The sequence below is a fragment of the Microbacterium azadirachtae genome, from assembly GCF_000956505.1.
Classification (GTDB): domain Bacteria; phylum Actinomycetota; class Actinomycetes; order Actinomycetales; family Microbacteriaceae; genus Microbacterium; species Microbacterium azadirachtae_A.
In genome coordinates this window covers 17,618-35,461 of record NZ_JYIX01000032.1, presented here as the reverse complement: position 1 = coordinate 35,461, position 17,844 = coordinate 17,618, and the positions used below count along the sequence as shown (strand labels likewise).

The 17,844-nt window shown below is 70.4% G+C and carries 17 protein-coding genes; 5 read left to right on the top strand and 12 right to left on the bottom strand.

The genetic code is table 11. From position 1 onward, the window contains the following. Positions 1-152 precede the first annotated feature (152 nt). A complete protein-coding gene (locus RS86_RS07325; protein WP_045271578.1) occupies positions 153-1,547 on the top strand; it encodes an amidase in 1,395 nt (464 codons plus the stop codon). A 254-nt stretch (positions 1,548-1,801) separates the two neighbouring features. Next, positions 1,802-2,425 carry a histidine phosphatase family protein gene (locus RS86_RS19845; RefSeq protein WP_052680135.1) on the top strand — a complete coding sequence of 208 codons (624 nt, stop codon included), beginning with the start codon at positions 1,802-1,804 and terminating at the stop codon, positions 2,423-2,425. 225 nt (positions 2,426-2,650) lie between these two features. On the opposite strand, the gene RS86_RS07315 is transcribed toward RS86_RS19845, so the two are convergent. Beyond that, positions 2,651-4,054: an aspartate aminotransferase family protein gene (locus tag RS86_RS07315; protein WP_045271577.1), complete on the bottom strand. Its 1,404-nt coding sequence runs from the start codon at positions 4,052-4,054 to the stop codon at positions 2,651-2,653. A 20-nt stretch (positions 4,055-4,074) separates the two neighbouring features. Then, on the bottom strand, positions 4,075-5,574 hold the full coding sequence (locus RS86_RS07310) for a CoA-acylating methylmalonate-semialdehyde dehydrogenase (protein ID WP_045271576.1): 1,500 nt from the start codon (positions 5,572-5,574) through the stop codon (positions 4,075-4,077). Between the two features lie 111 nt (positions 5,575-5,685). On the opposite strand from RS86_RS07310, the gene RS86_RS07305 reads away from it, so the two are divergent. Then, positions 5,686-7,257, top strand: a complete 1,572-nt coding sequence (locus RS86_RS07305; protein WP_045271575.1) for a PucR family transcriptional regulator — start codon at positions 5,686-5,688, stop codon at positions 7,255-7,257. Between the two features lie 29 nt (positions 7,258-7,286). Here the strand turns inward: RS86_RS07305 and RS86_RS07300 are convergent, their stop codons facing one another. The 4 genes from RS86_RS07300 to RS86_RS07285 form a co-directional block, all read right to left on the bottom strand. Next, entirely contained in the window at positions 7,287-7,712 is a 426-nt protein-coding gene (locus tag RS86_RS07300) for a VOC family protein (protein ID WP_045271574.1), read from the bottom strand. A 131-nt stretch (positions 7,713-7,843) separates the two neighbouring features. Then, positions 7,844-8,188: a cupin domain-containing protein gene (locus tag RS86_RS07295; RefSeq protein ID WP_045271573.1), complete on the bottom strand. Its 345-nt coding sequence runs from the start codon at positions 8,186-8,188 to the stop codon at positions 7,844-7,846. Continuing rightward, positions 8,185-9,579 (bottom strand): NAD(P)/FAD-dependent oxidoreductase, encoded by a 1,395-nt coding sequence (locus tag RS86_RS07290; protein WP_045271572.1) that lies wholly within the window; start codon positions 9,577-9,579, stop codon positions 8,185-8,187. The genes RS86_RS07295 and RS86_RS07290 overlap by 4 nt, the downstream gene beginning before the upstream one ends. 103 nt (positions 9,580-9,682) lie before the next feature. Further along, positions 9,683-10,150 carry an Lrp/AsnC family transcriptional regulator gene (locus RS86_RS07285; RefSeq protein WP_045271571.1) on the bottom strand — a complete coding sequence of 156 codons (468 nt, stop codon included), beginning with the start codon at positions 10,148-10,150 and terminating at the stop codon, positions 9,683-9,685. Between the two features lie 100 nt (positions 10,151-10,250). On the opposite strand from RS86_RS07285, the gene RS86_RS07280 reads away from it, so the two are divergent. Further along, entirely contained in the window at positions 10,251-11,699 is a 1,449-nt protein-coding gene (locus RS86_RS07280; RefSeq protein WP_045271570.1) for an aminobutyraldehyde dehydrogenase, read from the top strand. Between the two features lie 157 nt (positions 11,700-11,856). After that, entirely contained in the window at positions 11,857-12,648 is a 792-nt protein-coding gene (locus tag RS86_RS07275; protein ID WP_045271569.1) for a hypothetical protein, read from the top strand. A gap of 102 nt (positions 12,649-12,750) precedes the next feature. On the opposite strand, the gene RS86_RS07270 is transcribed toward RS86_RS07275, so the two are convergent. The 6 genes from RS86_RS07270 to RS86_RS07245 all read right to left on the bottom strand — a co-directional run bounded on the left by RS86_RS07270 (position 12,751) and on the right by RS86_RS07245 (position 17,834). Further along, positions 12,751-13,452, bottom strand: a complete 702-nt coding sequence (locus RS86_RS07270) for a type 1 glutamine amidotransferase domain-containing protein (protein WP_045271568.1) — start codon at positions 13,450-13,452, stop codon at positions 12,751-12,753. 101 nt (positions 13,453-13,553) lie between these two features. Further along, positions 13,554-14,423, bottom strand: a complete 870-nt coding sequence (locus RS86_RS07265) for a LysR family transcriptional regulator (RefSeq protein ID WP_045271684.1) — start codon at positions 14,421-14,423, stop codon at positions 13,554-13,556. A gap of 113 nt (positions 14,424-14,536) precedes the next feature. Continuing rightward, the gene (locus tag RS86_RS07260; protein ID WP_045271567.1) at positions 14,537-15,454 is read right to left on the bottom strand and encodes an ABC transporter substrate-binding protein; all 918 of its coding nucleotides are present in this window, start codon (positions 15,452-15,454) and stop codon (positions 14,537-14,539) included. A gap of 73 nt (positions 15,455-15,527) precedes the next feature. Next, entirely contained in the window at positions 15,528-16,262 is a 735-nt protein-coding gene (locus RS86_RS07255) for an ABC transporter permease (RefSeq protein WP_045271566.1), read from the bottom strand. Further along, positions 16,259-16,945 carry an ABC transporter permease gene (locus tag RS86_RS07250; RefSeq protein WP_045271565.1) on the bottom strand — a complete coding sequence of 229 codons (687 nt, stop codon included), beginning with the start codon at positions 16,943-16,945 and terminating at the stop codon, positions 16,259-16,261. Before RS86_RS07250 ends, RS86_RS07255 begins: the two co-directional genes overlap by 4 nt. A gap of 1 nt (position 16,946) precedes the next feature. Further along, positions 16,947-17,834 carry an ABC transporter ATP-binding protein gene (locus RS86_RS07245; protein ID WP_045271564.1) on the bottom strand — a complete coding sequence of 296 codons (888 nt, stop codon included), beginning with the start codon at positions 17,832-17,834 and terminating at the stop codon, positions 16,947-16,949. Positions 17,835-17,844: the final 10 nt, after the last annotated feature.

Here is a 17,844-nt window from a genome sequence, read left to right as displayed (position 1 = left end):
CCCGGTCGGGCTGGCCCGCACCGACCGTGTCCCACTTCTAGCCCCACCGTGTCCCACTTCTGGCTCTCCGGAAGCGCATTCCAGGACCAGAAGTGGGACACGCCCCGGCACCCCGCGCCCGGCATCCAGCCCTCCCCACACGAAGGAGCCCCATGGAACTGCACCACCTCACAGCCACCGACGCCGCCGCGCGCTTCCGGCGGCGCGACCTGTCCCCCGTCGAGCTGCTGGACGCCGTCGTGGCGCGCACCGCAGCGACCGAGCCCCTGATCAACGCCGTCACGGAGCAGTGGCTCGATGAGGCGCTGATCGCCGCGCGGGCCTCCGAAGGACGCTTCGCCCGCGGCGAGGCCACAGGCGCACTCGAAGGCATCCCGCTCATGCTCAAGGAAGAGCAGCCGATCGCCGGCCGCACCGCCGAAGAGGGCAGCCTGCTCGAGCGCGGGCACATCGCGGACCAGACGCACCCGATCGTGGACCGGATCCAGGCCGCGGGCGCGGTGGTGCACGGCCGCACGACGACGCCGGAGTACTGCTGCGCGCCGGTCACCCACACCGCGCTCTGGGGCGTGACCCGCAACCCCTGGAACACCGCCTGCACGCCCGGCGGATCCTCGGGCGGCTCTGGCGCCGTGCTCGCCGCCGGATCCACGATCCTCGCGACCGGTTCCGACATCGGCGGATCCATCCGGATCCCGTCGTCGTTCTGCGGGGTCGTCGGGTTCAAGCCGCCGTTCGCGCGCGTCCCGGGCCTCGCCCCGTTCAACTCCGACACGTACTGCGCCGACGGCCCGATGGGCCGCAGCGTCGCCGACGTGGCGCTGCTGCAGAACGTCATCTCGGGACCCTGGGCGGGCGATGCCGCCTCGCTGCGTGAGGTCGCGACCGTGTCGGGCGCCGTGTCCTCCCTCGTCGGGATGCGGATCGCGGTGTGCCTCGACCTGGGCGGATACGACGTGGATCCGGTCGTCATGGCGAACACCCTCGGCGTCGCGGCCGCACTGCGTGCCGCCGGCGCGGTGGTGGAGCAGGTCGAACTGCCCTGGGGCCCGCAGCGCGTTCTGGAGACGAGCTGGCCGCACTTCGGCGCCGTCATGGGACCGTTCATCGAGAGCTTCACCGCCGGCGACCCCGAGCGGACGGCGCAGCTCATGCCGTACACCCGCGCGTTCGCAGCCGCCGCGGCCGCCGGCGGAGATTTCGTGGCCGGCCTCGAGGCGGAGTCGGAGTTCTACCGGCCGTTCGGCGAGCTCATGGAGCGCTTCGACGCCCTCGTCTGCCCCACGATCGCCACCACGGGCCTCGACGCCGAAGAGCCGTGCACCGACAGCGACGCGGTGTTCGCGCAGCTCATGACGCTGCCGTTCAACGTGATCGGCCGGGTGCCCGTACTCGCCGTGCCGTCCGGCATCGCGCCGAACGGAGTGCCTACGGGCGTGCAGATCGTCGGGCGCACCTTCGACGACGCCACGGTGTTCCGAGTGGGCGCCGCGCTCGAGCAGGAGCTCGGCCTGTGGACGGATCCGGCCTGGTGGCCGGCGCTCTGACCGCGCCCAGGGCCAGTGCTCCTCGGGATCGGTCCTCTTCGGGGGCGGTCACCCTCGGAGTCGGTCACGTCGGCCGGTCGCTGGCGTGCGCCGCCCGCCCGCGCCCGCGCCGGCGCCCAACGCAGGACGCCTTGCAGCACCTCGGTTTGGGGCGTACTTCACGGTTTTGGGGCGCGTCCCACCGCTCAAACACGGCAGGATCCGCCCCAAAACGGCTGGATCCGCCCCAAAGCCGGGCGACCTAGGCTGAAACCATGACGCGGATCTGGGTGGTGCGGCACGGGCAGAGCATGCTGAACGAGGCGGAGCGGATGCAGGGCTGGTCCGATGCGCCGCTCACCGCGCTCGGCCGCGAGCAGGCGACGACTCGAGGGCTCGACCTCGCCGCCGCCGGGATCCGATTCGACGCCGCGTTCTCGGGCGACGGCATCCGGCACCGCGAGACTGCGGCGCGACTGCTCGACGCGTCGGGATCCGAGCTGCAGGCGGAGTCGGATCCGCGCTGGCGAGAGCTGTGCTTCGGGCGGCTCGAGGCGGTGCGCGCCCGCAAGTTCTTCCGGCTCATGCAGGCGCACGCTGCGGCCGACAATCCGTTCATCGCGACGCTGGACGCCCTCGCCGCGAAGGATCCGCTCGCCGAGGCCCCCGCGGACGTCGCCCGGCGCGCGACCGCAGCGCTGCACGACGTCGCCGGCGCCGGATCCGAGGTGCTCGTGGTGACCAGCGGCATCACGATCCTGACCCTGCTGCACGGCCTCGGCGCCGACCTCGAACACCTCGCCACCGGTCCCGCGAACCTGTCGGTCTCCACGGTGCACCGCATCGACGATGGCTGGCGCGTCGACCGTGTCGCGGATCCGGATCCCGTCGCGGTCTGACGACGAGGTTCCGGCTCACTCGAGGCCGGTTCGGGGCGCACTCCCACGTTTTGGGGCGCGTCCCGCCCGCAGGACGTGACGTCACGCGCCCCAAAACGTCGATTCACGCCCCAAAACGGGACCCGGCCCCACAACGGGACCAGCCCCAAAACGGGAGATCGCCCTCCACACACCGAACGGATCCCGCCCCAAGACGGGACGGGATCCGGAGCAGCTCCGCGCGGCTCAGTCGGTGTAGGAGTCCGCGACATCGAGGGCCTCGTCGAGCACGGCGAGACCGCGGACCAGCTCATCCTCGGTGATCACGAGGGGCGGCGCGACGTGCATGCGGTTGAAGTGCGTGAACGGCCACACCCCGCCCTTCTTCGCCGCCGCGGCGAACGCGCCCATCGGCGCCGCATCGGCGCCTGCCGCATTGAACGGCACGAGCGGTTCGCGGGTCTCCTTAGAGCGCACGAGCTCGACGGCCCAGAACAGGCCCTGTCCGCGCACCTCGCCGATGCTCGGGTGCTTCTCGGACCAGGCGCGGAGCGTCGGCTCCACGATCCTGGCGCCGAGGTCGCGCACGCGCTCCAGGATCCCGTCGCGGCGGAACACCTCGAACGTGGCGACTCCGGCCGCGCAGGCCAGCGGGTGACCGGAGTACGTGAGCCCGCCCGCGAAGGAGACCTTGTCGAACGCCGCGGCGATCCGGTCGGAGATCACGACGCCGCCGAGCGGCACGTAGCCCGAGTTCACACCCTTCGCGAAGGTGATGAGATCCGGCTTGGCATCGAACGCGTCGATGCCGAACCACTCGCCGAGTCGGCCGAAGCCGACCATGACCTCGTCCGCGATGTACACGATGCCGTACCGGTCGCACAGGTCGCGCACGCCCTGCAGGTAGCCCGGCGGCGGTACGAGCACGCCGTTCGTGCCGACGACCGTCTCGATGATGATCGCGGCGATCGTGTTCGGGCCCTCAAGCTGGATCGTCTGCTCGAGGTGCTCGAGCGCGCGCTGCGACTCCTCGGCCAGCGTCGTCGAGTGGAACGCGGTGCGGTACAGGTACGGGCCGAAGAACCGCACCGTGCCGTTGTCGACCGAGTCGTTCGCCCAGCGCCGCGGGTCGCCGGTCAGCGAGATCGCCGTCGCCGTGGAGCCGTGATAGCTGCGGTACATCGACAGCACCTTGCGGCGCCCGGTCGCGGTGCGGGCCATGCGCACCGCGTACTCGTTCGCGTCGGCGCCGCCGTTCGTGAAGAACACCTTCTCCATGCCCTCGGGGGCGACCTCGGCGATGAGTCGGGCGAGCTCGCCGCGCACGTCGTTCGCGATCGACGGCTGGATCGTCGCCAGACGACCCGCCTGCTGCTGGATCGCGGCGACGAGATCGGGCTGCTGGTGGCCCAGGTTGAGGTTCACGAGCTGGCTCGAGAAGTCGAGGTAGGCGTTGCCCTGGTAGTCCCAGAACGTGGATCCCTCGCCCGCGGCGACGGGTACAGGGTCGATGAGCGCCTGCGCGCTCCAAGAGTGGAACACGTGCGCGCGGTCGTCAGCGCGCACCTGCACCTCGGCCTCGGAAGCCGGCAGCGCATGCACGGCGCCGTGCCGGTCGGTGAGGCGAGCGGTGTCGGTAAGGGTGCTCATGGTCTCGGATCCTTTCCGCGTCAGTGGTTGCTCGGGAAGCCCAGGTCGACCTGCGCCGGCGTGTTGTCGGGCCAGCGAGTTGTGACGACCTTGGAGCGCGTGTAGAAGTGGACCGACTCGGGGCCGTAGATGTGCGAGTCGCCGAAGAGCGACGCCTTCCAGCCGCCGAAGGAGAACGCCCCCACCGGGACCGGGATCGGCACGTTGACGCCGACCATGCCGACCTCGATGTCGAACTCGAACTGGCGGGCAGTGCCCCCGTCGCGGGTGAAGATCGCGACGCCGTTGCCGAACTGGTGGGCGTTCACGAGCTCCACGGCCTCCGCGTAGCTGTCGACCCGGACGACGCCGAGCACCGGGCCGAAGATCTCGTCCTCGTAGAGCTTCATGCCGGGCTTCACGCCGTCGATGAGGCTGATGCCGGTGAAGAAGCCGTTCTCGTCGAGACGCTCGCCTGCCGCGATGCGCTTCGTGCCGTCGATGAGCACCGTGGCGCCCTCGCCTGCGGCTCCCGTGACGTAGGACTCGACGCGGTCGCGGTGCTCGCGGGTGATCAGCGGGCCCATCTCGCTCGCGGCGTCGGTGCCGTCGCCGATGCGCAGGTTCTGCACCTTCTCGGTGATCGACGCGATCAGCGGATCCGCGATCTCGCCCACGGCGACCAGCACCGAGACGGCCATGCAGCGCTCGCCGGCCGAGCCGTAGGCGGCGGAGACCGCGGCGGCCGCGGCGCCGTCGACGTCGGCGTCGGGCATGACCACCATGTGGTTCTTCGCGCCGCCGAGGGCCTGCACGCGCTTGCCGTTCGCCGAGGCGCGCTCGTAGATCGACTTCGCGATCGGGGTGGATCCGACGAAGCTGACCGCCTTGACGTCCGGCGAGTCGAGCAGAGTGTCGACCGCGACCTTGTCACCGTTGACGACGTTGAGCACGCCATCGGGCAACCCTGCCTCCTGGAAGGCCTTCGCGAGCCAGATCGCCGCGGACGGGTCCTTCTCACTCGGCTTCAGCACGACCGTGTTGCCGCAGGCGATCGCCGAGGCGACCATCCACAGCGGGACCATGACGGGGAAGTTGAAGGGCGTGATGCAGGCGACGACGCCGACCGGCTGCTTGACCGAGTGCACGTCGACGCCGCGTGCGACCTGCTCGGCGCGCTCGCCTTTGAGCAGGTGCACGAGACCGGCCGCGAACTCGACGTTCTCGATGCCGCGGGAGACCTCGCCGGCCGCATCGGAGAGCACCTTCCCGTGCTCGCTCGTGACGATCGCGGCGAGCTCCGGCGTCCGCTCGGCGAGGATCTGACGGAGGCGGAAGAACACGTCGGCGCGCTTGATGAGGCTCGTCGCGCGCCAGGCCGGCAGCGCGGCCTTGGCCGCTGCGATGGCCTGCTCGACCTCGGAGGCGCTCGCGAAGGCGACGGTGCGGTGGGCCTCCCCCGTCGCGGGGTTGTACACCGGGCCGGTGCGCTCGGTCTCGCCGGTGTCGGCGCCGTCGATGAAGTGGCGGATCACAGTCACGTGATGCTCCTCGGGTCAGGGATTCGGGGACTCAGGACGCGGATCCGGACACTCTGATCGGACGCGTCCGCGGGCTTGCTCTCCCATGCTGGCAAAGGGGAGGATGGATCCATGCCCGCAGATCGTCTGGACTTCCGCGCCGATCGGACAGATCGTCCGAACGCGTCTTCCCCGGGGCGCGCGCCGGAGCAGGCCAAGGGGGATCCCGGGCTTCCGACCGTCGCAGACGCGCTCGAGGTCGCCTCGCTGCAGGCCGGGATCCCCGAGGTGCTGGCCGGATCCGTCGAGGTGCCGGTGCGCTGGGTGCACGTGTCGGACAGCGAACGGGTCGCCGCCCTGCTCGATGGCGGTGAGCTGCTGCTCACGACGGGCGCCGGCTGGCCCGGTGCCGCCGACGCGCTCGCCCGGCTCGTCGACGAGCTGGCCGACGCGGGCCTCGCCGGCATCGTGCTGGAGCTCGGCACGCGATTCGCCGTGGTGCCGCCGCCGCTGGTCGCCGCGTGCCGCGCGCGGGACCTCGCGCTCGTGACCCTCGACCGCGAGGTGAAGTTCGTCGCGGTCACCGAGGAGGTGCACCGCCGCATCATCGCGGGGCAGGTCGAGGCGCTGCAGGAGCGGCAGCGGCTGCACGAGCTGTTCACCGGGCTGAGCCTGCGCGGAGCGCCGGTCGAGGTGGTCGTGCGGGAGACCGCGCGAGCGCTGCGGGCGCCGGTCGTACTGGAGGATCTCGCGCACGAGGTCGTGGTCGCCGACCCGTTCGACCTCGCCGAGGCGGAGGTGCTCGACGGCTGGTCCGGACGGTCGCGTCGGCTGCCGCCCGAGTGGACGCGCGTGCCGGTCGCGGCCCGCGGCACGCGCTGGGGCGAGCTGATCGCGCTGCCAGGACCACCGCACCCCGCGGGGCCGGCGACCGTGCTCGAGCAGGCCGCCACGGCGCTCGCGCTCTCGCGGCTCGCGGACGGCGAGGAGGCCTGGGCGCGATTGCGCGCGGAGGGACTGATCGCCGCGCTGCTCGGCGAGCGGTACGTGACGGTCGCCGACGTCGAAGCGCGCCTGGAGTCGTCGGGGTTCCCCGTGCGCGGGCGCGCGCTGTACGTGGCCGTGTCGACGGCGGGTGCGTCGGGACGACGGGCCGCAGACGCGGACACGGACGGACGGACTGTCGCCGACGTCCGCACGCTGACCGCCGACGTCGGAGCCGAGCGGATCCTGCTCGTGTCGCTGCCCGCGGGGGCGCGGCTGCCGGATCCGCTCGTCGCAGAGCTGGATCCGGGCGCCGTCAGCGATCCCGCCGCGACGACGGCCGAGCTGCTCGCCGCGATCCCCGTCGTGCGGCGCCTCGCCCGCCAGGCCGCGCCCGGATCCGTGCTGCGCGTCGCCGACCGCCCCCTCGCGCGTCTCGCCGCCGAGCTCAGCGGCGACCACCGGCTCCAGGAGCACAGCGCACGGCTGCTCGCGCCGCTCATCCGCCACGACGACGCCACGGACGGCGACCTGCTCAGGGTGCTGCGCGCCGTGGTCGCGCACCCGGGGAACCGCACCGCCGCGGCGACCGCCTCGCACCTGTCCCGCTCGGTCTTCTACCAGCGCCTCGCCCTCATCGCGGATCTGCTCGGCGCCGATCTCGACGACGGCGAGACGCTGTCGGCCCTGCACCTGGCACTGCTCGCCCACGGGCGGTGACGGACCGAGGTCACCGCCCGCGCCGCGACTCAGCCGGCCGCGCGCGCCCCGCCCATCACACGCTCCATCATCTCGGGCGACGGTTCGCCGATCGCGATGATGTTGTCCTCGGTGTCGCTGAACCACGCACCGCGCTCGCCTCCGAGATCCGCGATCCCGTCGACGGTCTTCAAACCAGGGAAGTCGTACTCGTGGAACTCGACCCCTCGCGAGCGCAGCTCTGCCACATCGCGGTCGATGTCATCGGTCACGAGGTTGAGAGCGGTGTTCTTGGCCGTGCCCGCGAAGTCGGTGCGGTACACCAGCACGACGGCGCCCCCGACGTCGTAGAACAGGTTCTCCGATTCGGCGTCCGTGTAGATCGGATCGCGATCGAGCACGTCGTGCCACCAGCGCTTGGCGCGATCGAGGTCCGTGACCGGAAGGACGGCCGTCGCCATGAGTTTCTCGAACATGATGAGCCCCAGCCCAGGGGGTTGTCATCCCCGCGTCGGTAGCGCAACGCCGCACCACCTGGGCGCGCGGATGAGGTCCCCGCGCTGAGTCTAATCCTGCGCCCGCCGTCGGAGAAGGCCTCCCGGAGGACTCAGGCGATGTACACCTTGCGCAGGGTCTCCGTCACGGTCCAAGTGGTCCGCATGCCCTCGGCGAGACGCACGACGGATCCGGGACCGACCTCGAGATCCGGCAGCCACGGATCCTCGAAGACGACGATCGCCCGTCCCGAGAGCACGATGAAGAGCTCGTCGACCTCGGTGTCCCGCGCGGTGCCCGGCGTCATCTCCCAGATGCCGATCTCACGATCGCCGGTGTCGTCGAGCACCGCGATCGCCGTGGTCGGAGCGCCGGACATGACCTCGTCCGCGGGCAGCGGCTCGTGCGCGAGAACGAGGTCGACCACCGCGGTGCCGGCGGCGGGCAGGGCGGTCACGAGTCGAACCCCATGCCGACGGCGTCGAGCGTCTTCAGGAACAGGTTGCGCCTGCCCTGGTTGTGGTCCGCCTGGTTCATCGCCGCGCGCACGAGGTTGACCCCGATCGAGGCGGCCGGCTCGGGCGGGAACGGGATGGGCTTCGTGCGCACCATCTCCAGCTGCGTGCGCTCCGTCGTGAGCCCCGCGAGCTCGTCGAGCATGACGTCGGCCGCGAACCGGGTCGCGCCCACGCCGAGGCCGGTGAATCCGGTCGCGTACGCGACTCGGCCTCCGCGCGCGGTGCCGAAGAACGCGCAGAACCGGCTGCACGAGTCGATCGCGCCGGCCCAGCGGTGCGTGAAGCGCAGGCCCTCGAGCTGCGGGAACGTGGTGAAGAAGTGCGACGCGAGCCGCCGGAAGCTCTCCGGCCGCTCCTCGTACTCCTCGCGCACCTTGCCGCCGAAGTGGTAGACCGCGTCGTAGCCGCCGAACAGGATCCGGTTGTCCGCGCTCAGCCGGTAGTAGTGGAACTGGTTCGCGCTGTCGGCGAGCCCCTGACGGTTCTTCCAGCCGATCGCGTCGTACTGCTCGGCCGTGAGCGGCTCGGTCATGAGCGCGTAATCGTACACGGGCACGGTCATGAGCCGGTTGCGCTTGAGCAGGGAGGGGAACACGTTCGTGGCGAGCGCGACCTGGTCGGCGACGACGGAGCCGTTCTCCGCTGTCAGGGTCTGCACGCCCTTGCCGTTCAGGCCTGTGACGCGGGTGCGCTCGAAGATCCGCACGCCGAGCTCGGTGGCGACCCGCGCGAGCTCGAACACGAGCTTGGCCGGGTGCACCATCGCGCATCCGGTGCGATCCCAGGATCCCGCGAGGTAGGTGGGCGAGGCGACCTCGGCTCGGACGGCGGACTCGTCGAGGAAGTCGTCGCCCTCCATCCATTCGATCTGATGCGGCTCGACGGCCACGGCCATCTGGCCCGTGCGCTCCCAGTCCACATCCATGCCGTAGCGCTCGACCGTGTCCTGGATGCCGTCGAGGTTCTCGAGCCCGAGACGCTCGAGCCGCTCCATCTCGTCGGGCCAGCGGTTCGTGCCGTTCTCTTCGCCGTGCGTGAGGCTCGCCTCGCAGAACCCGCCGTTGCGGCCGGATGCCGCCCAGCCCACCCGGTTGGCCTCGAGCAGCACGACGGTGCGCTGCGGGTCGCGCTCCTTCGCGCGGATCGCGGTCCACAGCCCCGCGTATCCGCCGCCGACGATCGCGAGATCGGCGCGCACCTCACCCGACAGCGTCGGGTAGGAGGGGCGCTCGACGTCGTCGAGCCAGAACGCGGCGTGCGCGGTGTTCTCGAGAGAGCGCTCGATGACCGAGGCGCTCGGCTGCCGTCGTTCGAAGACGGTCGTTCCCATGATGATTCCTTGTCCGGGATGGTGGGTGGTCTTTCACAGGCGCGACGCAACGCCCCTGGCGCCGCCGTGCGGCCGGGTTCTGGCGGGCGGAAGGCTCAGCGGATCAGCGCGTGCCCCAGTTGTAGAGGTCCTTGTGGAGCCCTGCGTAGAGGAAGCACTCGGTGTGCGAGACGCCCTCGATGGTGCGGATCCGCGTCGCGATCAGCTCGAGCAGGTCCTCGTCGCTCTCGCAGATGGCCTCCGCGAGGATGTCGAAGGATCCGAGCGTCACGTTGACATATGCGATCTCGGGAATATTCGCGATCGCCTCCGCGGCGACTCGCGGATCCCCGTCGACGCGGATGCCCAGCATCGCCATGCGGGAGAATCCGAGTTGGCGAGGATCTGTGACCGCGACGATCTGCACCACACCGCTGTCGGTAAGACGCTGCACGCGCTGACGCACGGCCGCCTCGCTGAGTCCCACGGCGCGGCCGATCTCGGCGTAGGGCCGGCGGCCGTCCTCCTGCAGCAGTTCGATGATCCGCTTCGAGACGTCGTCCAGCACCGGCACCTTCGGCTTGTCGCTCATGTGACGATCTTGACATTCCCGACGGCGCTCTGCAACTGATTTCGCAGAATCTGATCCAGATTTCTTCCGATTCCGTCGATTCTCGCCTATTCTTTTCACCATGCAGAGCACACTGTCTGAAACTGCACTGTTGCAGAACTTCATCGGCGGGCGCGCCGTCGCCGCCCACGGCGAGGGCCGCATGGACCTCATCGACCCCGTCACAGAGCAGGTGTACGGCCAGGCCCCGATCTCGGACCAGAGCGACGTCGACGCCGCCTACGCCGCGGCCGCCGCTGCCTTCCCGCTCTGGCGCGACACCACCCCGGCGGCGCGCCAGCTCGCGCTGTTCCGGATCGCCGACGCGATGGCCTCGCGTGCGGAGGAGTTCGCCGACCTGGAGTCGCAGGACACCGGCAAGCCCCGCGCGAACCTCGTGGCCGACGAGATCGACCAGTCCGTCGACCAGTTGCGCTTCTTCGCGGGAGCGGCGCGGAGCCTCGAGGGCCGCGCCGCTGCGGAGTACATGGCGGGGCACACCTCGTACGTGCGGCGCGAGCCGGTCGGCGTGATCGGTCAGGTCACGCCCTGGAACTACCCGCTGAACATGGCCGTGTGGAAGATCGCGCCCGCGCTGGCCGCCGGCAACACCGTGGTGCTGAAGCCTGCCGAGGCCACCCCGCTCACGACCCTCCTGCTCGCGGAGATCGTCGCCGAGCACACTCCCGCGGGAACGCTGAACGTCGTGCTCGGCGACCGCAGCACCGGCGCCGCCCTCGTCGCGCACAAGACGCCGCAGATGGTCGCGATCACCGGATCCGTCCGGGCCGGCATGGCCGTCGCCGAGTCGGCCGCGGCCGACGTGAAGCGCGTGCACCTCGAGCTCGGCGGCAAGGCCCCCGCGATCGTGTTCCCCGACGCGTCGATCGAGAAGGCCGCGGAGGGCATCGTGACCGGCGCGTTCTTCAACGCCGGGCAGGACTGCACGGCCGCGACCCGCGTGATCGTGCACGCCTCGGTGCACGACGCTCTCGTGAAGGCCCTCGTCGAGCGCGTGCGCACGCACGCCCGCACCGGCGCACCGCACGAGGAGGGCGTGTTCTTCGGCCCGCTCTCGAGCGCCGCGCAGCTCGCCCAGGTGCAGGGCTTCGTGGACCGCCTGCCCGCGCACGCGACGATCGAGACCGGCGGCACGCGGCAGGGCGACGTCGGCTACTTCTTCGAGCCGACGATCGTCTCGGGCATGCGCCAGGACGACGAGGCCGTGCAGAGCGAGATCTTCGGGCCGGTGCTGACCGTGCAGTCCTTCGAGGACGACGACGAGGCCCTCGGCTACGCGAACGACGTGCCCTTTGCGCTGGCCGCTTCCGTGTGGACGAAGGACCACACGCGGTCGCTGCGCTTCTCCCGGGATCTGGACTTCGGCTGCGTGTGGATCAACACGCACATCCCGTTCGTCTCGGACATGCCGCACGGTGGATTCAAGCACTCGGGCTACGGCAAGGACCTGTCGCAGTACGGGTTCGACGACTACACGCGCATCAAGCACGTGATGAGCGCCCTCGACTGACACGGGCAAGGGTGCTACTGTCGCCTACGCCGTGCCGGCGAGAGATGAGGAGGTGATACCCATGAACGATTCGACGTGGGTGCTCCTCCTCGGGGTCACGGTCGGGCGATAGGTCGTCCGGGAGCGCCGTACCAGCGCACTCCCGAAAGGCACGACCATGAACATCACCCCCGAACTGATCTTCACCACAGATAAGCGCACAGCTTCTGAGCAGGCTTCTTCCGCGCCGCATCTCGACGACATCGCCGAGCGCGACTTCACGCTGGGCGGCATCGACGGCATCCTCTGGATGCCGGGATCCGCCTCCGCCGACCATCCCGTCCCGCTGATCCTGCTCGGGCATCCGAGCGGGCCCGGTGTGGCCCGGATGCGTCCGCGGCTGGAGGGGCGAGCCCGTGCCGCCGCCGAGCTCGGCTTCGCCTCCGTGGCGATCGAGATGCCCGGCAACGGCGCACGACCTCGGCTTGCCGGGCTGGAGAGCGCTCGCGCCGACCTGATGCGGGCGCTCGACGCCGGCGCGCGCCCGAGCGAGGACGTGATCGACCGCCTGGTGCTCCCGCTCGTCGACGAGACGGTGCCCGAATGGCAGACGGTACTCGATGCGATGCTCGCCCTCCCGGAGATCGGCGGCCCCGTCGCCTACTCGGGCGGCGTGCTCGCGATCGGCATCCGACTCGCCCTGGTCGAGCCGCGGATCGTGGCCGCCGGCCTGTTCGCCGGCAGCTACGTGCCGCTGAGCATCCTGGACGAGGCCCGGCGGGTCACGATCCCCCTGCACGTGCTGCTGCAGTGGGACGACGAGGGCAACGACCGGCAGCGTTCGCTCGACGTGTTCGACGCGTTCGGATCCGCCGAGAAGACCCTGCAGGCCAACCTCGGCGGGCACACCGGCGTTCCGGCGCACGCCGGGGAGGACGCCGGCAGGTTCTTCGCGCGGCATCTCGGGTAGCCCCCCGCGCCTCCGGGGTCGTTGAGCGAGGACGGCCGAAGGCCGAGCGAGACGAAACGCGGCGCTCTTCCCAGAACACCGCGTTTCGTCTCCGCCCAGGGCTCAGTCGCCGAGGACCTCGATCAGCGCCCGGGTCACCGCCTCGCTGGACTGCGGGTTCTGACCGGAGATGAGGTTGCCGTCTCGGACGACATGCGAGGTCCACGGTGCGGAGTTCTCGACGACGGCGCCGCGCTCTCGCAGCGTGGCCGCGACGAGCCACGGCGTGTTCTCGCCGAGACCCCCGGTCGCCTCCTCCTCGTCGCTGAACGCCGTGAGCGTGCGGCCGGCGAAGACGAATCCGCCATCGAGTGCTTTCGCGCTCAACAGCCCCGCAGGTCCATGGCAGAACGGGGCGATCAGCGCGGCGTTCGCGTCCGCTTCGACGAGGATGCGGCCCAGGTCCTCGTCGAAGGCGAGGTCGGCCATCGGGCCGTGTCCGCCCGGCAGCACGACAGCGGCGAAGTCCGCCGCCGAGAGGTCACCCAGCGTCGCCGGGTGATCGAGTTCGGCGCGGATCGCGTCGAGGTAGGCGCGGAACTCCTCCGCCCGGTCTGCGTCACCGACGACCTCGGCGTTCAGGGATCCTGGATCGACAGGCGGGACGCGACCGGCAGGGGTCGCGATCACGACGTCGTGGCCGGCGGCGGTGAGCTCGCGATGGGCGACGACGAGCTCTTCCGCCCAGAAGCCCGTGGGGTGCGCCGACCCGTCGGCGAGAGTGAGGGAATCGGCCGCGGTCACGACCATGAGGATCTTCGACATGTGGGTCCTTTCGACCCGTCCATGCTCCTCGACGCCGGCGCCCCGGTGGCATCGGGGAATCGAAGGCAGCCATCGAGAATCCCCGGTGTTCGGAGAGGAGATCAGGAGATGAGCCGCCGCAAGGACTCGGCGACGGCGGCGATCGCCGGATACCGCTCCGCGTCTCCGCTGCGCGTCGCGAGGTAGAGGGTGTTCAACGGGGCGACCTCGGGGTCGTCGAGAGCGATCAGAGCGCCGGCTCGCAGGTCGTCCTCGACCATGTATGCGGGTAGCACCGACATCCCGATCCCTCCGAGCACGGCCTCCCGGATCCCGCGGAGGTCGGGAATCACCCCCGCGATCCTCAACGCGGAGGGTGCGCGGCCGAAGACGCTGCGCCAGTACCGTCGCACGATGGGCAGGTTCTCGGCATAGGCGACGACGGGGACCTCCTCGGGATCGCGGCCCTCCCAGCTCGCCGCGGCGACGAGCACGAACTCCTCGTCGTAGAACGGCACCGCGGTGACGCCCTCGCGCTGCGGCGGCACGGCGCTCACCACCACGTCGAGCGCACCGCTGGTGAGCGCGTCGAGCAGTTCCTGCGCGAGCCCGAAAGTCATCCGGATCGGTGCGTTCGCCGCCGCGATCAGCTCGGCGATCCGCGGGACGACCATCAGCGACAGGATCTCCGCGGGGCCGCCCACGTGCACGGCTCGCTCGGTGTCGCCGACGAGGCCCGGTGGAGACACGGCGTCCTCGATGGCATCGAGGTGCGCGGCCACCTGGCGCGCCAGTTCGAGCCCCTTCGGGGTCGTGGTCACCCCGTCGCGCCCGCGCTCGAACATCGGGGACCCGACGACCGCCTCGACCGCCTGCACGTGCGCGGAGACGGTCGCCTGCGAGAGCCCGAGCAACTGTGCCGCGCGAGTGATCGATCCGGTCCGATGCACCGTGACGAAGGTGCGCAGGTGGTCGAGACTGGGAGCGCTCACGTCCGCCACTGTACGCGGCGCCGGAGGGGACGGAGCCCTGTGCCCTGGTGCCCTGTGAACCGAGGACGGCCCCGGGATCGGATCCCGGGGCCGTCCTGATCAGAGACTGCGCGTCAGCTCAGGCCCTGCGCCTTGAGCCAGGCCTTGGCGATGTCGGGAGCCTGCTTCTTGTCGACCGTGCTCTGCACGTTGAGCTTGACGAGCTCCTCCGTGGTCAGCTTGGCGCTGACGGCGTTGATCGCCTTCGAGATCTTGTCGGAGACGGTCGCGCTCGCGATCGGTACGACGTTCGACGACAGGATCATGTTCTTCGGATCCTTGAGGGCGACGAGGTCGCCCTTCTCGAACGCGGGGTCTGCCGAGTAGATGTCCGCCACCTGCACGGTGCCGGCGCGCAGCGCCTCGAGCGTGGTCTGGCCGGTCGCCGAGAACGCCAGGTCGACGCCGTAATCGGTCTTCGCCGCGGCGGGGCCATAGGGGCGCTTCTCGAACTCGGGCGCACCGCCCACGGTGACCGTGCCGGTCATCTTGGAAAGGTCGGCGATGGAGTCGAGACCGAACTTGTCGGCGTTGGACTTGAGCACCGTGTAGGTGTCCTGATCCGCGGCCTTGGCGTAGTCGAGCGCGACGAGGCCCTTCGGCAGGGTCTTCTTGAGCGCCGCGTAGACGTCGTCCGGGCTGTTCGTGTCGGCCTTGCCGCCCAGGTACTCGAGCAGGTTGCCGGTGTACTCGGGGAACAGGCTGATCGCGCCCGACTTCACATCGGGCATATACGCATCGCGCTGCCCGATGTTGAACTGACGCTTGACCGTCATGCCGTCCTTCTCGAGCGCCTGCGCGTAGATCTCGGCGATGATCTCGTTCGAGTAATAGGCCTGGGATCCGATCACGATCGTGTCGGAGGATCCGGATCCGCTGCTCTCGCTCGGCTTGTCGAGCGGGTTGCTGGATCCGCACGCGCTGAGTGTGAGCGCGACGGCGACCGCGGCCGTTGCTGCGGCGGCGATCCGGGTGATGCGAGCGGTGAACATGGTGTTCCTCTCTTGGGCGATCTGTGTTCTTGGGCGATCTGTGTGTTCTGCGGATGCGGGACGGCGGAGGTGATCAGCTGCGGGCGACGCGGAGCGCGCGGGCGCGGCGTCGAGGTTCGTCCTCGGTGCGCCCGCCGCCCGAGGCCCGCACCCCGGCGGGCACGGCGGCGCGCTGCGCGAGCGCGAACAGGAGATCGGCGAGCAGGGCGAGGGCGGCCACGAGGAGTGCGCCGGCGAGCACCTGATCGAACTGGTTCAGCTGGATGCCCTGGATGATCGGATAGCCCAGCCCGCCCAGGTTCACCCACCCGGCGATCGTGACGGTGGCGATCACCTGCAGGGTCGCGGCGCGGAGGCCGCCGATGAGCAGGGGCAACCCGAGCCGGAACTCGACCTTCCAGAACACCTGCCACGGTGTCATGCCCATCGCCTTGGCCGCGTCGAGGACCCGGGGGTCGATCGCCTCGATGCCGGTGTAGGCGCCCGCGAGCAGGGAGGGGATCGCGAGGAGCACGAACGTGACCAGTCCCGCGGTGGGGATCTGCAGCACGCCGAACAGCAGCACGAGCAGGATCAGCAGGCCGAACGAGGGGATCGCACGAGCGGCACCCGATACCGCCACGGCGACCTCCCTGCCGCGACCGGTGTGGCCGATGATCCACCCGGCGGGGACGGCGATGACCGCCGCGACGAGCACCGACAGCACGGTGTACAGGAGGTGCTGGCCGAGCAGGTTGGGCAGCGCATAGGTGCCGGTCCACTGCGCGGGATCGAGCAGCCACCGGATCGCATCGGCGAAGAGGTTCATGCGGCGCCTCCCGCCACGACGGCGGGCCTGGGGCCGAGCGAGGAGCGCTTCGGCGCGCGCTGCCACGGCATGAGCACGCGGCCCAGCAGCACCAGCAGCACGTCGACGATGAGCGCGAGCACGACCACCGCGAGCACGCCCGCGAAGACCTCCTCGATGAGCCGGCGATCCAGCCCGTTGGTGAAGAGATAGCCGAGGTTGGTGACGCCGATCAGCGTTCCGACCGTCGCGAGAGCGATCGTGCTGACCGCGGCCACGCGGATGCCGGCGAGGATCACAGGCCCGGCGAGGGGCAGCTCGACGGTCCAGAATCGGCGGCCGGATCCGTAGCCCATCGCGGTCGCCGCCCGGCGGACGTCGGCATCGACCGAGTCGAGCCCGTCGGCGACCGAGCGCACCAGGATCGCGATGTTGTAGATCGTGAGCGCTGCGACGAGGTTCGGCTCGAGCGTCGCCCGGTAGCCGAACAGCGCAGGCATCAGCATCAGCAGCGCGAGCGAAGGGATCGTGTAGAGCAGGCCGGTGAGCACGATGATCGGTCCGCGCACCAGCCGGAACCGCCAGGCGATCCAGCCGAGCGGAACCGAGACGACGACCCCGAGCACGAGCGCGATCAAGCTCTGCCGCAGATGGGTTGCGGTCAGATCGAGGATGAGCCCGAGATTGTCGATGATCCAGGTCATGTCAGTCGGCGGTCCTTGCGTCGACGGAGACCTCATCCGCCGCCCTCGGCGGATGCGCGTCCAGCAGCGAGGCCGGGGACTGCACCAGCGTGCCCTGGGCGCGGCCGTCGGCGTCGACGATCAGCGTGCCGTGCGGGGTCTGCTTCAGGTGCAGCGCGCGCTTTCCGCGGTCGGCGCCGACGAACGCCGCGACGAAGTCGTCGGCCGGGGCGGAGAGGATGTCCTCGGGGGATCCCTTCTGCACGACGCGGGCGGACTTGTCCAGGATCACGATCTGGTCGCCGAGGAGGAAGGCCTCCTCGATGTCGTGCGTGACGAACACCACCGTCTTGTCGAGTTCGCGCTGCAGGCGCAGCAGCTCCTGCTGCAGCTCCGTGCGCACGATGGGATCCACCGCCCCGAAGGGCTCGTCCATGAGCAGGATGTTCGGATCCGCGGCGAGCCCGCGCGCGACGCCGACGCGCTGCTGCTGCCCGCCGGAGAGCTGACTGGGATAGCGGTCGGCGAGCGCCTGGTCCAGCCCGACGGTGTCGAGCAGCTCCCGCGCGCGGACGTGCGCGTCGCGGCGCGGGGTCCCGTTGAGGCGCAGCACCGTGGCGACGTTGTCGATCACGGTGAAGTGCGGCATCAGGCCCGAGTTCTGCATCACGTAGCCGATGCTGCGGCGCAGCGCCACGGGATCCTTGTCGAGCACGCTCTCGCCGTCGATCTCGACGGCGCCGGAGGTGGGCTCGACCATGCGGTTGATCATGCGCAGCAGCGTGGTCTTGCCGGAACCGGACGAGCCGACCAGGACGGTGGTCTTCCGGGCGGGGATGACCAGGCTGAAGTCGTCGACGGCGCAGGTGCCGTCGGGGAAGGTCTTGGTGACGGAGCGGAATTCGATCATCGGCAGTCCG

Bases quoted from the DNA above. Each gene is read 5' to 3' on its own strand.
- RS86_RS07325 (WP_045271578.1), top strand. From the start codon at position 153: ATGGAACTGCACCACCTCACAGCCACCGACGCCGCCGCGCGCTTCCGG.
- RS86_RS19845 (WP_052680135.1), top strand. From the start codon at position 1,802: ATGACGCGGATCTGGGTGGTGCGGCACGGGCAGAGCATGCTGAACGAG.
- RS86_RS07315 (WP_045271577.1), bottom strand. From the start codon at position 4,054: ATGAGCACCCTTACCGACACCGCTCGCCTCACCGACCGGCACGGCGCC.
- RS86_RS07305 (WP_045271575.1), top strand. From the start codon at position 5,686: ATGCCCGCAGATCGTCTGGACTTCCGCGCCGATCGGACAGATCGTCCG.
- RS86_RS07300 (WP_045271574.1), bottom strand. From the start codon at position 7,712: ATGTTCGAGAAACTCATGGCGACGGCCGTCCTTCCGGTCACGGACCTC.
- RS86_RS07290 (WP_045271572.1), bottom strand. From the start codon at position 9,579: ATGGGAACGACCGTCTTCGAACGACGGCAGCCGAGCGCCTCGGTCATC.
- RS86_RS07285 (WP_045271571.1), bottom strand. From the start codon at position 10,150: ATGAGCGACAAGCCGAAGGTGCCGGTGCTGGACGACGTCTCGAAGCGG.
- RS86_RS07280 (WP_045271570.1), top strand. From the start codon at position 10,251: ATGCAGAGCACACTGTCTGAAACTGCACTGTTGCAGAACTTCATCGGC.
- RS86_RS07275 (WP_045271569.1), top strand. From the start codon at position 11,857: ATGAACATCACCCCCGAACTGATCTTCACCACAGATAAGCGCACAGCT.
- RS86_RS07270 (WP_045271568.1), bottom strand. From the start codon at position 13,452: ATGTCGAAGATCCTCATGGTCGTGACCGCGGCCGATTCCCTCACTCTC.
- RS86_RS07260 (WP_045271567.1), bottom strand. From the start codon at position 15,454: ATGTTCACCGCTCGCATCACCCGGATCGCCGCCGCAGCAACGGCCGCG.
- RS86_RS07255 (WP_045271566.1), bottom strand. From the start codon at position 16,262: ATGAACCTCTTCGCCGATGCGATCCGGTGGCTGCTCGATCCCGCGCAG.
- RS86_RS07250 (WP_045271565.1), bottom strand. From the start codon at position 16,945: ATGACCTGGATCATCGACAATCTCGGGCTCATCCTCGATCTGACCGCA.
- RS86_RS07245 (WP_045271564.1), bottom strand. From the start codon at position 17,834: ATGATCGAATTCCGCTCCGTCACCAAGACCTTCCCCGACGGCACCTGC.